The sequence below is a fragment of the Rathayibacter sp. VKM Ac-2804 genome (genome assembly GCF_009866655.1).
Lineage (GTDB): Bacteria > Actinomycetota > Actinomycetes > Actinomycetales > Microbacteriaceae > Rathayibacter.
Genome location: NZ_CP047420.1, coordinates 3808181 through 3822391, shown reverse-complemented (window position 1 = coordinate 3822391; position 14211 = coordinate 3808181). Strand labels below are relative to the sequence as shown.

Sequence of the window (14211 nt, the reverse complement as noted above, 5' to 3'; positions counted from 1 at the left end):
ATGACGATCCTCGACAGCGCCCTCCCCGACAGCGCCCTCGACAGCGCGGCCCCGCCGACCGCCGAGGTCATCGCGGAGCGCCTCGACCGCGCCTTCGGCACCGCGCACGACCGCCCTGCGGACGAGACCGTCTTCGACCGCGCAGGCTGGGACCGGCTCCGCTCGACGGGGATCCTCGGCGCCGCCTTCGACCGCTCGGCCGGCGGGTCCGGGCTCAGCCACCGCGAGTGCCTGCCGCTGCTGGAGCGGCTCGGCCGGCTGAACCACGACGCGGGCCTCTCCTTCGCGGCCGTCACCACGATGGCCAGCACGGCGGTCGCGCTCGCGCGCTTCGGCTCGGCCGAGCAGCGGGCGAGCGTGCTGCCCGAGGTGGTCGGCGGGCGGCTCCTGGCCGCGCACGCGATCACGGAAGAGGGCAGCGGCTCCGACGCACTCGGAATGGCGACCCGCGCGGTGCGCGACGGCGACGAGTTCGTGCTCGACGGCGCGAAGACCTTCGTCACCAACGGCGGCCTCGCCGACGTCTACGTGGTCTACGCGCGGACCTCGGAGGTGCCGGGCCCGCTCGGGATCACCGCGTTCCTCCTCCCGGCAGGGACCCCCGGTTTCACCGTGGGCCGCCGGCTGCCGACGCTCGGGCTCTCCGGCAGCCCGCTCGCCGAGCTCTCCTTCGAGGGCTGCCGGATCCCGGCATCGAGCGTCGTCGGCCGGGTCGGCGGCGGGTTCCTCGTGCTCGATCACGTGATGGAACGCGAGATCCTCTTCTCCTTCGCCGTCAACGTCGGCGAGATGGTCCGTCGCGAGGCCCGAGTGGTGCAGTGGTGCCGCGACCGGGTGCAGTACGGCCGGACGATCGGCTCCAACCAGGCGATCGCGCACAAGGTGGTCGACATGCGGATCGCCGCTGACACGGCTCGGATGTGGCTGCAGGCCGCCGCCGACCGGCTCGACGCCGGGGTCTCGGCGACCACCGAGATCTCGATCGCCAAGCTGGTCACCAGCCGCGGCAACCTCCAGTCGAGCCTCGACGCCCTGCAGATCTTCGGCGGCCGCGGCTACCTCAGCGAGCACGGGATCGAGCGGGACCTGCGCGACGCCGTCGCCGGGCCGATCTACTCCGGCACGAACGAGATCCAGTACAACCGGGTCGCCGCGATGATCGGCCTGCGCTGATGGCCGCGCCGATCGTCAAGGTCTGCGGAGTGGTCGATCCCGCCGAGCTCGCGCTGCTCGCCGCGGCGGGCGCGAGCGACGCCGGGGTCTGGTGGGGAGTCGCCGGCTCGGCCCGCTCGCTCTCCGTGCCGCAACTGCAGGATCTGGGACAGGCGGACGCCCCGATCCGCCGCGCGCTGGTCACCTTCTCGTCCGACGCGGAGGGGATCGCCCTCGCCGCCGCGGCGCTGGACGCCGATTGGATCCAGCTGCACGCCTTCCAGCGGCCCTCGGTGGTCGACGAGCTCCGGCGACGGCTCGACGCCGCGGGGCGCGACCGCCGGATCGTCAAGGTGCTCCATCTCGACGCCGGAGTCCTGCTCGAGGGACCGTTCCTCGGCGCCTACGGGTGCGCCGGCGCCGACGGCTACCTCCTCGACACCGTCGTCGGCGGCCGGATCGGCAGCACCGGGATCCGCGCCGATCCGGCCGCTCTCGAGCGCGCGGTGGAGCGACTCGACCGATCCTTCCTCGTGGCCGGCGGCCTCGGCGCAGACGACGCCGAGCGCTTCGTCGGCCTGGCGGCGAGCGAGCACTGGCGGGGGATCGACGTCGACAGCTCGGCGCGCAACGCGTCCGGCGCGTTCGATGCGACCGCGGTGTCCGCGCTGGTGGCCGCGTGGTCGCCGTGGGCCGAGCGCCGGGCGGTGCTCGCGTGAGCGCCGCGCCGTTCGTCGACGCCGTCCTCGCCTCGGAGGTACGGCTGATCATGGAGATCAAGCGCCGCTCCGCCGCCGGGGACGACCTCACGGCCGGGCGGAGCGCCGCCGAGCTCGTCCGGCTCTACGAGGACGCCGGAGCGCCGTGCCTCTCGGTGGTCACCGGCCGCTGGTTCGGCGGCGACGCCGCGCTGCTCGACGACGTCCTGCGCGCGACCGACCGTCCCGTCCTCCAGAAGGACTTCTTCACCCGGCGCGCCCAGCTCGACCGCGCCGCCGCGGCGGGCGTCTGCGCGGTGCTGCTGACGGCGCAGCTCCTCCGGCGAGAGAGCCTGGAGATCCTCGTCGAGCACGCGCTCGGAGTCGGGCTCACCCCCTTCGTGGAGGTGATCTCCGCCGAGGAGATCGCCTCCGTCCCGCGTGCCGGCGAGTGCGCGATCGCGGTCAACAACAAGGACATCCGCGACCAGGAGCGCGGGAGTGCCCGCCTCGGCCGCAGTCTCGAGCTGGTGCACGAGGTGCTCGCCACCGGCACGCCGCTGGCCGTCAGCGCGAGCGGCATCGACTCGCGGGACGACGTCGACCGGCTGCTGGGCGCGGGCTACGGTGGGCTGCTCGTCGGCAGCTCCCTGCTGGCCGGCTCGCTGGCGAGCAGCCTGACCGCCGCGCCGCCGATCGGGGCGGAGCGGTGACCGACCTGCCGACGGTGCTGCTCGTCCCGCCCGCAGGCGGCTCGGCGCTGCTCCGCCGCCGGTGGGCAGGCGACCTGGCGGGCCGGGCCCGGGTCGAGACGCCGCACCTGCCGCGGATCCCGGGCGGGACCCTGCTCGACACCGCCCGGTCGCTCGCGGCGGCCGCGCCGCGGGTCGGGCGGTGGACGCTCGCCGGGCACAGCCTCGGTGCGCTGGTCGCGTTCGAGGCGGTCCGCACTCTGGAGGCGGCAGGCGATCCGCCGCCGGAGCGGCTGCTGGTGCTCGGCAGCAGCCCGCCGAGCGCCGCGACGGGGCGCACCTTCGCCCCCGTCGTCGACCTCGGTGACGACGACTTCCTCGCCGCACTCGCGGAGCTGGGGGCGGTGGACGCAGCCCTCCCCGCGAATCCGATGCGCCGGCTGTTCCTCCCGGGCCTCCGGGCCGACCTCCGGCTGCTCGTCGGCTACGCGCCCGCGCCCGCGGCGGCCGTCTCCGTCCCGCTGACCGCCTGGCACGGGACGCGGGACCGCCTCGCGCCACCCGCGAGCGGCGGCGGCTGGTCGGCCCGCACCAGCGCAGCCTTCGGCCTCCGCGTCGTCGAGGGCGGCCACTTCTTCCCGGTCGAGCAGTCCACCGCGGTCACCGGCTCGCTCGGCCTGCCCCTCCGCGCGGCCGCGCCGCCCGAGGAGCGGCCCACTCGCCCCGTGCTGGTCGAGTAGCGGCGCAGCCGCGTATCGAGACCGGACGTCTCCAGGGCGGCTGGATCTCGAGACGCAACCTGCGGGCGCTACTCGATCAGCATGGCGCTGCAGGCCAGGCATCGGAGGGCGCCGCCCCCTGCATGCTGGACGAGTAGCGGCGCAGCCGCGTATCGAGACCCCGCGTCCCCAGCGCAGTCGACGCCGCGGGCGACAGCGCCGGAGCCGCTCAGACGTCCCGCGGCGTCTTGTCGCGCAGCGACCACACCGCCGCGCTCGCGCCCAGGAGCAGGAGGGCCCCGCCGCCGAGGGTGAGCGCGCTCACCGGCACGCCGAGGTCGCCGACGGCTCGCGGCTGGAACCCGCCGTGGAAGGCGAGCCACGGCGCCGCGACGCTCGGCACGAGGTTCCGCGGGTCACTCGTCCCCAGGATCGGCACCAGGTAGTAAGCGAGGGCGAAGACGGTGAGCGAGAACGCCCGCTCCCGCGTCACCGTGGCGACGAGGAAGCCCAGCGCACCGAACGCGACCCCGATCAGCACGAAGGCGACCGCCACTGCTCCAATCGCCGCGGGATCCGCGGACGGCCGCGCCGCCCCTCCGTCGACGGGGAACGGCCTCAGCTGCGCGGTGACGAGTCCGGCGACGGCCGCCGTCAGCACGAGCGCCGCGCCGAAGGTCAGGACCGCCGTGACGAGGAGCGCCGCTTTCGCCGCGACGAAGGTGCGCGCCCGACGGACCTGCGGCCACCGCACGACGATCGACCCGCCGCGGAGGTCCGTGGTCGCCGCGAAGAGCCCCGTCGCGTACCCGAGGAGCGGGGTCACCAGGAACACCGCGAGGCTCAGCCCGGTCTCGACCGCACCGAGCGGTGTCAGCGCCGCCGAGGCCGCCGTCGCCGCCTCGAAGTCGTAGCGCAGCGGGTTGTCGATCTCCGTCCGCCCGTCCCCGCGACCGGTCACGCTCACGGGCTCGGCCAGCGCCTCCTCGACGGAGTGCCCGGCCGAGCGGTACTCCGCGGCGGTCCTCTCGAAGAGCGCCGCCGTCGACCGGGCGTTGCCGACGTCCGTCACCGCGCTCCAGACCGCGAAGGCGGCGCCGGCGAGCAGGAGGACGAGGAGCAGCCGGGAGGCGACCGCCCCGCGCAGCTCCCTCCGCACTTCGCGGCACAGGGAGCTCACCGCTCCCGGTGCCGTCCACTCCATCTCGTTCCTCTTCCCGCTCTCAGAAGGGCCGATCACCGAGGAGGCCGTACCGGCATGGCCTTCTGTGTATGGCCACGAGCCTCCTCCCGATCACCGACGTCAGCAAGGGCGCGGCGCGGACCGGAGGGAGCGTCGGCGCGTCGCGTCGCGTCGGAGGTCCGAGGTGTGAGCGAGCAGCCGCGGGTCGGACCCGCCGTGCCCGGACGGGTGGATCTCGATACGCGCCCTGCGGGCGCTACTCGATCAGCATGGTGCGGCCGGCGGGCTGCCGTGGGGCGGGGCGGGCCGTTCGTGCTGGTCGAGTAGCGGCGCAGCCGCGTATCGAGACCCGGTGTCGTCTGCTGGGTGGATCTCGATACGCCCGCGGAGCGGGCTACTCGATCAGCATGACTCCGTCAGTCCGTCACTCCGCCGCTCTGTCGGGCGGCGCACCGCCGCCGCTACAGTGACCGGCATGACCCCCTCGCGCGTCCTCGCACCGGAGCCTCCCGCCGACGGCTCGAAGCCGAAGGGACCCGCGTCGTACTTCCCGAGCATCGAGACCACCTACGGCCGTCCGGTCCAGGAGTGGCTCGACCTGGTGGACGAGCGGCTCGACTCCGAGACGCACATGCAGGTCGTCTCCTGGCTGAAGACCGAGCACGGTCTCGGCCATGGGCACGCGAACGCCCTCGTCGCCTACGTCAAGGCCGCCCGCGCCTGACCGTGACCCCGTCTGCACCCGATCCGGCTGATGTTCTGCCGGCGAGGTCGCGCGCAACGTCAGCTGAGACGGGGGTCCCTCCTCTGACAGGGGAGGCCGGGTGCTCTCAGCTGATGTTGTGCGCCGGAGTCGGCCCAGGGCAGCCGTCAGCGGGCGGCGCGGCCGAACTCGACGAGCTTCGCGAAGAGGTCCTCGAGGAGCCAGCGGGTGTCGAAGGCGTCGCAGACGCGGACGGTGTGCGGGCCGACGCCCGGCTGGAGGTCGCCGGCGGGGGTGAAGCGCGGGGCGGGGACCTCGCGCCAGCGGCCGCCGGCGGGGTTCATCACGGCGCCGATCGCGGGGCTGTCACCGAGGGAGCGGAAGTCGAGCGGGCCGTAGGGGATCGTCGCGTTGAAGGCGATCAGCTGGTCGACGAGGTAGTCGCCGAGCCGGCTCGTGCCGCCCAGCCGCGTGCGCAGCTCGGCGTGGCCGACGCCGACCATCGTGTAGACGGGCATCGGGATCTGCCAGACGGCGACTCCGGAGGCGAGCACGGCGTTCGCGGCGGCGACGTCGTTGATCAGGTTGAACTCCGGGTGGTACGCGGCGATGCCCTCGTAGGGCGGGCCGCCCACCCAGACCACGACGACGTCGCGCTCGGCGATCGACGGCTCCGCCAGCAGCGCCGCGGCGACGTCGGTGAGCGGGCCGAGCACGGCGATCCAGAGCCGGCCCTCGCCGTGCAGCGCCTCCTCGACGATCACGCGCGAGCCCTCGGACGCCACGGACTCCGCGGAACCGCCGGCGACCAGCGCCGCTGACGCCCCGTCCACGACCCGCACGTCGGCCCCGGCGAGGGCGACCACGCGATCGATCTCCGCGCGCGACTCCCGCAGGCTCCCGGGCCGGCCGAAGTGCGCGGCGACGAGCGCCCGCACGTCGAGCGTCGCGCTCAGCAGCGCCTGCACGATCGCGAACTGGTCGTCGGCCTCGTTCGCGGCGTCGGTGCTGACGATCAGCCGGTGCGGTGCCGGCCCGACACTCACGCCGACTCCCGCTGCACGAGCGTCGTCGCGAGGATCGGCTGCCGGTCGACCTCGCGGCCCGCCACCACGGCCACCACGGTCTCGGCGGCGACGCGCCCCATGTCCTCGAGCGGCTGGCGGATCGTGGTCAGCGTCGGATCCGAGGTGGTCGCGATGACCACGTCGTCGAAGCCGACCACCGAGATGTCGGCGGGCACCCGCCGACCGGAGGCCTGCAGCACCCGGATCGCGCCGTTGGCCATCAGGTCGGAGGAGGCGAAGACGCCGTCGAGGTCCGGGTGGCGCTGCAGCAGTCGCGCCATCGCGGCGGAGCCGCTCTCGAGGGTGAACTCGCCGTGCACGATCGGACTGTGGTCCAGGCCCAGCTCCGTCAGCTCGTCGCGCCAGCCGCGGATGCGGTCGCGGGCGGGCTCCATGTCGTGCGGGCCGGCGATGATCCCGAGCCGCCGCCGCCCGGAGTCGGCGAGCGCGCGGGCGGCAAGCCGGCCGCCGCCGTAGTTGTCGGAGTCGATCACGATCGCGTCCTCGGCCAGGGCGACCCGCGGCCGGCCGACCCAGGCGATCGGCACGGGGGAGTCGGCGAGCGCCTGCGCGAGGTGCGTGATCTCGTGCTGCAGGATCACGATCGCTCCGTCGACCGCGCGCGAGCGGAGGAACTTGGGGATGCGGTCGCCGTCGTCGTGGTCCGCGGGCAGCAGCACCGGCTGCACCTCGGCGGCGTAGAGCCCCTTCGCCGCGCCCTTGAGCACCGAGGTGAAGAACGTGCCGGTGAGGCTGTCGAGCTCGTTGAAGGCGACGATCAGCGCGATCGCCCCGGAGCGGCCGCCGCGGAGCATCCGCGCGGCGCTGTTCGCCTCGTAGCCGAGCTGCTTCGCGGCGTGCTCGACGGCCGCCGACATGCGGACGTCGACGTTCGTGCCGCCCGCGAGAACCCGGGCGGCGGTGGCGCGGGACACGCCCGCGGCCAGGGCGACGTCCACGAGCGTGGGTCGGGTCATGGCTGCATCCTTCTGAACGAGGAGGGGAGCGGACCGGGGCGCCGGATGCTCGATCTCCAGAGTCCCACGGGGACGCCTCCCCCTGGGCCGAAGCGGTCCGATTTGCGAAAGTTCTTCTGAATACTAGGGGAGATCGATATCTCACGCTGCGGTAACGACTCGAAGATCGCGCTTGCACCCGGGTCGAACGCGGGCTACCTTGGCGTCCAAGAGATCGTTCTCTGCCCCCTGGGTCTCCACCTGCGAGACCACCCACCGCGAATCCCCGACGAAGAGGAACAATCGTGAACAGAAGACTGACGGCCGTCGCCGCAGCAGCCGCCGCCGTGGCCCTCGCCCTCACCGGATGCTCATCCGGAAGCGGCGGCGGCGCGTCCGACGACCCGAACGCCGAAGCGACCTTCTGGTCCTTCACCGGCATCAACGCCAAGGACAGCGTCGACGAGTACCTGGCGAAGATGCCGGACGCGAAGATCAAGCTCTCCGAGGTCGGCAGCACCACCGAGACGGCCACCGCCCTCACCGCGGCGCTCGCCGGCGGCAAGGTGCCCGACCTGGTCATGATCCAGAACGACGACCTGCCCCAGTTCGTCGCCAACAGCTCGAACTTCCTCGACCTGCGCACCCTCGGCGGCGACGACGTGGCCTCCGCGTACCTCCCGTGGGCCGCCTCCGCGGCGACGGCCGACGACGGCTCCGTCGTGGGCGTCCCCACCGACGTCGGCGGACTGGGCTTCGCCTACCGCGCCGACCTCTTCGAGGCCGCCGGTCTGCCGACCGACCCGGCCGAGGTCGCCGAGATGTGGAAGGACTGGCCGTCCTTCATCGCCATGGGCGAGAAGTACACCGAGGCGACCGGCAAGCCGTTCGTCGACAACATCGAGACCAGCGTCTTCTTCTCGACCGTCAACCAGGTCTCGGAGAAGTACTACTCGCCCGACGGCGAGCTCGTCTACGACACCAACCCGCAGGTGAAGGACGCGTTCCAGGTCGCCGTGGACACCAAGGACGCCGGCATCAGCGCCGGCATCGCCGCCTGGTCCTCGGGCTGGGCTCCCGGCCGCGCCAACGGCGCCTTCGCCGTGACCATCGCGCCGTCGTGGATCCTCGCGGGCATCAAGACCGACGCCCCCGACACCGCGGGCAACTGGCGCGTCACGAGCGTCCCCGGCGTCGGCGGAAACTGGGGCGGCAGCGTCATCGCCATCCCGGCCCGCGCCGAGCACCCCGAGGCCGCCTGGCAGTACATCGAGACGATGATGTCCGCCGAGGGCCAGACCGACCACTTCGCGGCCTCGGGCACCCTGCCCGCCGCCACCGAGGCGGTCGCGAGCGACGAGGTCCGCAACTACACCGACCCGTTCTTCGGCGACTCGAAGATCGGCGAGGTCATGGCCACCTCGGTCGAGCAGTTCCCCTCCTTCTACAACGGTCCCGACACGACGCCGATCAACGGCGCCCTGCTCAACACCCTCGTCGAGCTGGAGGCGGGCAACGTCACCTCCGACAAGGCGTGGACGACGGCCCTCGACACGGCCAAGCAGGCCATCGGCGGCTGATCGCCCCACCCACCCGAGCGGCCCGGCGCCTCGCGCGCCGGGCCGCCCCTTCGACGGAGGTAACCCACGTGTCAACGGCGACAGCCATACGTCCCCCCAAGCAGCGCAAGCAGCACAGCGCCCCGGTCCAGAAGGCCGCGAGGATCCGCAACTCCCTCTCGGAGCGGATCGCCCCCTACGCGTACGTCGCGCCCTTCTTCCTCATCTTCATCGTCTTCGGGCTCTTCCCGCTGCTCTTCACGTTCTACGTCTCGCTCTTCGACTGGAACCCGATCGGCGAGCAGACCTTCGTCGGCCTCGCGAACTTCCAGCAGCTCTTCGCGGACAGCCGGTTCTGGAACGCTCTGGTCAACACCTTCGGCATCTTCATCATCTCGACGGTGCCTCAGCTGCTCTTCGCGCTCTTCCTGGCGCACCTGCTCAACCACGCGCGGCTGCGCTGGGCGAACTTCTGGCGCATGGCGCTGCTGGTGCCCTACATCACCTCCGTCGCGGCGACCGCGATCGTCTTCGCGCAGATCTTCGACAAGAACTTCGGCCTGATCAACTGGTTCCTCGGCATCTTCGGACTGCCCTCGATCAACTTCCTGGCCACCAACTACGGCTCCTGGATCGTCATCTCGACGATGGTCTTCTGGCGCTGGTTCGGCTACAACACGCTGCTCTACCTGGCGGGGCTCCAGTCGCTCCCGCGCGAGATGTTCGAGGCCGCCTCGGTCGACGGCGCCTCCAGCTGGCAGCAGTTCCGCCACCTCACCATCCCGGCGCTGCGCCCGATCATCGTCTTCACCGTGATCATGTCGACCATCGGCGGTCTGCAGATCTTCACGGAGGCGCTCCTGGTGGCTCCCGAATCGGGCCTCACCTGCGGCGCCGGCCGGCAGTGCCAGACGCTCGCGCTGTTCCTCTACGAGCAGGGCTTCGGCCAGTTCAAGTTCGGCTACGGCTCCGCCATCGGCGTCGTGCTGTTCGTGATCGTCGTGGTCGTCTCGCTGATCAACTTCTACCTGTCCACCCGCACCCGGAAGGCGGCCGTCTGATGTCCGATGTGATCGATCAGGCCCTCCCGCAGGCCCGCGCCGTGGCCACGGGCGACACCCCGAAGGTGCTCCCGCGGCGCCGCGGCAAGGGCGGTGGAGTCGGCTGGCCGACGTACGTCTTCCTCGTCGTCGCCGTGCTCGTCTCGGTGTTCCCCCTCTACTACATGTTCGTCATCGCGTCGGTCGGAGCGACCGCCGTCACGTCGATCCCGCCGCGCCTGTACCCGGGCACGAACTTCTTCGCCATCGCGGAGAAGGTGTTCGACACCGTCCCGTTCATCGCGTCGCTGTTCAACTCGCTGATCGTGTCGCTGAGCATCGCGGTCCTCTCCGCGATCCTCTGCGCGATGGCCGGCTTCGCCTTCGCGAAGCTGCAGTTCCCGGGCCGCAACGTGCTGTTCCTGATCGTGCTGCTCACCATGACGGTGCCGGCGCAGCTGAGCATCATCCCGCAGTACCTGATCGTCTCGGCCCTCGACTGGGTCGACACCCTCCAGGCGATCATCGTCCCGGGTCTGGCCAGCGCCTTCGGCATCTTCTGGATGCGCCAGCACATGTCGACCACGGTCAGCGACGAGCTGATCCAGGCGGCCCGCATCGACGGCGCCAACTCCTGGCAGCTGTTCTGGCGCATCGCCTTCCCGGTGGTCCGCCCGGCGGCGTTCGTGCTCGGCCTGATCACGTTCACCGCGGTCTGGAATGACTTCATGTGGCCGTTCATCGTGCTGAAGTCGCCGGAGCTGTTCACGGTGCAGATCGCGCTGAAGCAGCTGCAGGCCAACCGCTCGATCGACGTCGCACTGGCGATGGGCGGCTCGTTCATGGCCACGCTGCCGCTGCTGATCGCGTTCTTCTTCGTCGGCCGCCGCATGGTGTCCGGGATCATGGACGGAGCGTTCAAGGGCTGATGCACGACGCCTCCACCACTCTCGTCCCCTCCGACCGCACCGACGAGACCGGGGATCGGAGCGGTGGTCGCGGCGGTTGGCGGGACCGCTCCCTCTCCGCGAGCGAGCGGGCCCGCCTCCTCACCGCCGAGCTCACGCTCGAGGAGAAGGCGGCCCAGCTCGGCTCCGTCTGGCTCACCGACTCCGCCGACGACTTCGCCCCGAAGCTCGAGGGCGGCCCCGAGACCGCGGCCGACCCGTTCGACGGCGGCCTCGGCCAGCTCACCCGCGTCTTCGGCACCGAGCCCGTCTCGGTGCCGGAGGGCGTGCGCCGGCTCCGCGAGCTGCAGGATCGGGTCGTCGGCTCGCAGCGCCTGGGCATCCCGGCCATCGCGCACGAGGAGTGCCTGACCGGGCTCGCCGCGTACGGCGCGACCGCGTTCCCCACGCCGCTCGCCTGGGCGGCCACCTTCGACGAGGACCTCGTCGGCGAGATGGCGGAGGCGATCGGCTCCGACATGCGCGCCCTCGGGATCCACCAGGGGCTCGCGCCCGTCGTCGACGTGGTGAAGGACTACCGCTGGGGCCGCGTCGAGGAGACCCTCGGCGAGGACCCGTACCTCGTCTCGCAGCTCGGCACCGCGTACGTCGCCGGGCTCGAGTCGGCGGGGATCATCGCGACGCTCAAGCACTTCGCCGGCTACGCGGCCTCCCGCGGCGCCCGCAACCACGCACCCGTGAGCATGGGGCCGCACGAGATCGCCGACACCGTGCTGCCGCCGTTCGAGGCCGCGCTGCGGCACGGCGGCGCGCGCAGCGTGATGACCTCGTACACCGACATCGACGGCGTGCCCAGCAGCGCGAGCCGGCACCTGCTCACCACGATCCTGCGGGAGAAGTGGGGCTTCGAGGGGACGGTCGTGGCCGACTACTGGGCCGTGCCGTTCCTCCAGGCGATGCACCACGTCGCGGTCGACACGGCTGACGCGGGGCGCCTGGCGATCCGCGCCGGCGTCGACGTCGAGCTGCCGCAGACCGCGGCGTACGGCGAGCTGCCGCGCCTCATCCGCGAGGGCGTCGTCGACGAGCGCGACCTCGACCGCTCCGTCGAGCGGCACCTGCGGCACAAGTTCGAGGCCGGGCTGCTCGACGGCGGGCCCCTCGTGCCCGAGGGCGCCGAGTCGGTCGACCTCGACAGCGCGCGCAACCGGGCGATCTCGCTCCGGATCGCGGAGGAGTCGATCGTGCTGCTGCGCGACGAGGACGTGACCGGGCTGCTCGCCTCCGGCACCGTGGCGGTGGTCGGCCCCGCGGCGGACCAGTTCCGCAGCCTCGTCGGCTGCTACGCGTTCCCCAACCACGTGCTCTCGAAGCACCCGGGGCACGACCTCGGGATCGAGATCCCGACCGTGCTCACCGCCCTGCGCGCCGAGCTCGGCGAGGAGCGCGTCCGCTTCGCGGCCGGCGGATCGATCACCTCCGCCGACACCTCGGCGATCGCCGAGGCCGTCGCGACGGCGCGCTCGAGCGACGCGGCCGTGGTCGTCGTCGGCGACGTGGCCGGGCTGTTCGGCGACGGCACCTCGGGCGAGGGCTGCGACGCGGCCGACCTGCGCCTGCCGGGCGCCCAGGACGAGCTCGTCGCGGCGGTCCTCGCGACCGGCGTGCCGACCGTGCTGGTCGTGCTCTCGGGCCGGCCCTACGCGCTCGGCGCCTACGGAGCGGCGCGCGGTGTCGTGCAGGCGTTCTTCCCCGGAGCGGACGGGGCGGCCGCGGTCGCCGGCGTGCTCTCCGGGCGGGTCTCGCCGACCGGGCGCCTGCCCGTGCAGATCCCGCGGCTGCCGTCGGCGTCGACCACGTACCTGCAGCCGTCGCTGGGCCTGTCGAACCCGGGGATCACCGCACTCGACAACACGCCGCTGCACCCGTTCGGCTTCGGGCTCACCCGGGGCGCGATCGCGTACGAGGCGCTGTCCGCGCCCGCCGTGCTGGCGGTGGACGGGGCGCTCGACGCCGCGGTGACGATCCGCAACAGCGGAGAGGACACCGTCGAGGTGGTGCAGCTGTACGCCGCCTACCCGACGTCGCCCGTGGTGCGGCCGGCCGCGCAGCTGCTCGGCTACGCGCGCGTGCCGATCGCCGCGGGGGAGTCGCTGACCGTGCACTTCCACGTCGACGCGGCGCGGCTCGCGGCGACCGGCGAGGACGGCGCGCTCAGCGTGGATCCGGGCCCGCTGCGCCTGATCGCGGGTCCGTCCGCGGCCGACGCCGCGCAGACCGCCGACGTCGCCCTGACGGGCGCGCGCCGCGTGCTCGCCGAGCGCGCGCTCCGCACCCCGTGGTCGGTGACGCGGGGCTGACCCGCCGCCCCCACCGTGCCGGTCGAGCAGCCGCCGCTTCCTCATGCTGATCGAGTAGCCGCACAGCGGCGTATCGAGACCCACCCCTCCCGGTGACGCCGGATCTCGATACGCGCCCTGCGGGCGCTACTCGATCAGCATGAGGCGCAAGGGGCCTGCGCGCCGCGCCCCGCGCGCCTACCGTGAACAGCAGCACCCCCGGCGCGAGGACGCGCGCGGGGCCGGACTTCTCGAGGAGAGACATGCCTGCACTGACCGACACCTTCACTCTGTCCAACGGGGTCGAGATCCCGAAGATCGGCTTCGGCACCTGGCAGATCGAGGACGGCGCCGACGCCTACGACGCGGTGACCACGGCCCTCGAGGCCGGCTACCGCCACATCGACACCGCCCGCGGCTACGGCAACGAGGCGAGCGTCGGCCGGGCGCTGCGCGACAGCGGGATCCCCCGCGACGAGGTGTTCATCACCACGAAGCTGCCCGCCGAGGTCAAGGACCACGCCGGCGCGAAGGACAGCTTCGAGACGACGATGGCGGCGCTCGAGCTGGAGCACGTCGACCTGTACCTGATCCACGCGCCGTGGCCGTGGTCGGACATGGGCTCGGACCACCGCGACGGCAACATCGCCGCGTGGAAGGCGATGGAGGAGATCTACGACTCCGGCCGCGCCCGCGCCATCGGCGTCTCGAACTTCTCCGTCGACGACCTGGAGTCGCTGATCGCGGCGACGGATGTGAAGCCGCACGCCAACCAGATCCGCTGGTTCGTCGGCAACACCCAGGACGAGACGACCGACTACTGCCGCAGCAACGGCATCCTCGTCGAGGGCTACTCGCCGCTCGCGACCGGCGGCCTGCTCGAGAACTCCGACCTCGCCGACATCGCGAAGGCGAACGGCGTCTCGGTCGCGCAGCTCTGCATCCGCTACCTCCTCGAGAAGGACGTCCTGCCCCTGCCCAAGTCGACCACCCCCGAGCGCATCCGCGAGAACGCCCAGGTCGACTTCCCCCTCTCGGCCGACGACGTCGCCCGCCTCGACGCCCTCGTCGACACGGAGTCCTGACCCGCCCCCCGAGAACGCAGAAGTCGCGGTAGTCGCGCCCGACCACCGCGACTTCCGCGTTCCGGCGAAGGCCTGCGACACGGGAGATCCGCGGGGCGGCGCCCCCCTCC

Annotated in this window: 13 protein-coding genes; 10 read left to right on the top strand and 3 right to left on the bottom strand. The window is 72.6% G+C overall.

Translation table 11 applies throughout. The features are described from left to right. From GTU73_RS17750 to GTU73_RS17735, 4 genes are read left to right on the top strand one after another with little or no spacing between them, the layout of a single operon-like run. Positions 1-1173 carry an acyl-CoA dehydrogenase family protein gene (locus GTU73_RS17750; protein WP_160090946.1) on the top strand — a complete coding sequence of 391 codons (1173 nt, stop codon included), beginning with the start codon at positions 1-3 and terminating at the stop codon, positions 1171-1173. Continuing rightward, a complete protein-coding gene (locus GTU73_RS17745; protein ID WP_160090945.1) occupies positions 1173-1871 on the top strand; it encodes an N-(5'-phosphoribosyl)anthranilate isomerase in 699 nt (232 codons plus the stop codon). Before GTU73_RS17750 ends, GTU73_RS17745 begins: the two co-directional genes overlap by 1 nt. After that, positions 1868-2563, top strand: a complete 696-nt coding sequence (locus tag GTU73_RS17740) for an indole-3-glycerol-phosphate synthase (RefSeq protein WP_160090944.1) — start codon at positions 1868-1870, stop codon at positions 2561-2563. Before GTU73_RS17745 ends, GTU73_RS17740 begins: the two co-directional genes overlap by 4 nt. Further along, a complete protein-coding gene (locus tag GTU73_RS17735) occupies positions 2560-3282 on the top strand; it encodes a thioesterase domain-containing protein (RefSeq protein WP_160090943.1) in 723 nt (240 codons plus the stop codon). The genes GTU73_RS17740 and GTU73_RS17735 overlap by 4 nt, the downstream gene beginning before the upstream one ends. Before the next feature lie 208 nt (positions 3283-3490). Here the strand turns inward: GTU73_RS17735 and GTU73_RS17730 are convergent, their stop codons facing one another. Next, positions 3491-4465 (bottom strand): hypothetical protein, encoded by a 975-nt coding sequence (locus GTU73_RS17730; RefSeq protein ID WP_160090942.1) that lies wholly within the window; start codon positions 4463-4465, stop codon positions 3491-3493. A 454-nt stretch (positions 4466-4919) separates the two neighbouring features. On the opposite strand from GTU73_RS17730, the gene GTU73_RS17725 reads away from it, so the two are divergent. Next, entirely contained in the window at positions 4920-5168 is a 249-nt protein-coding gene (locus GTU73_RS17725; RefSeq protein ID WP_123706483.1) for a DUF4287 domain-containing protein, read from the top strand. Between the two features lie 146 nt (positions 5169-5314). Here GTU73_RS17725 and GTU73_RS17720 read toward each other — a convergent pair whose 3' ends face one another. Beyond that, entirely contained in the window at positions 5315-6193 is an 879-nt protein-coding gene (locus GTU73_RS17720) for a nucleoside hydrolase (RefSeq protein ID WP_160090941.1), read from the bottom strand. After that, positions 6190-7191, bottom strand: a complete 1002-nt coding sequence (locus tag GTU73_RS17715) for a LacI family DNA-binding transcriptional regulator (RefSeq protein ID WP_160090940.1) — start codon at positions 7189-7191, stop codon at positions 6190-6192. The genes GTU73_RS17720 and GTU73_RS17715 overlap by 4 nt, the downstream gene beginning before the upstream one ends. A gap of 284 nt (positions 7192-7475) precedes the next feature. Between GTU73_RS17715 and GTU73_RS17710 the strand changes: the two genes are divergently transcribed. From GTU73_RS17710 to GTU73_RS17690, 5 genes are all read left to right on the top strand, one after another. Next, positions 7476-8750 (top strand): extracellular solute-binding protein, encoded by a 1275-nt coding sequence (locus GTU73_RS17710; protein WP_160090939.1) that lies wholly within the window; start codon positions 7476-7478, stop codon positions 8748-8750. A gap of 68 nt (positions 8751-8818) precedes the next feature. Next, complete coding sequence (locus GTU73_RS17705; protein ID WP_208543693.1) at positions 8819-9790, top strand: sugar ABC transporter permease; 972 nt, start codon at positions 8819-8821, stop codon at positions 9788-9790. Beyond that, on the top strand, positions 9790-10698 hold the full coding sequence (locus GTU73_RS17700; protein WP_160090938.1) for a carbohydrate ABC transporter permease: 909 nt from the start codon (positions 9790-9792) through the stop codon (positions 10696-10698). The genes GTU73_RS17705 and GTU73_RS17700 overlap by 1 nt, the downstream gene beginning before the upstream one ends. Continuing rightward, positions 10698-13037, top strand: coding sequence for a glycoside hydrolase family 3 N-terminal domain-containing protein (locus GTU73_RS17695; protein ID WP_160090937.1), 2340 nt, complete (start codon positions 10698-10700; stop codon positions 13035-13037). Before GTU73_RS17700 ends, GTU73_RS17695 begins: the two co-directional genes overlap by 1 nt. Before the next feature lie 242 nt (positions 13038-13279). Then, complete coding sequence (locus GTU73_RS17690) at positions 13280-14101, top strand: aldo/keto reductase (protein WP_160090936.1); 822 nt, start codon at positions 13280-13282, stop codon at positions 14099-14101. Positions 14102-14211: the final 110 nt, after the last annotated feature.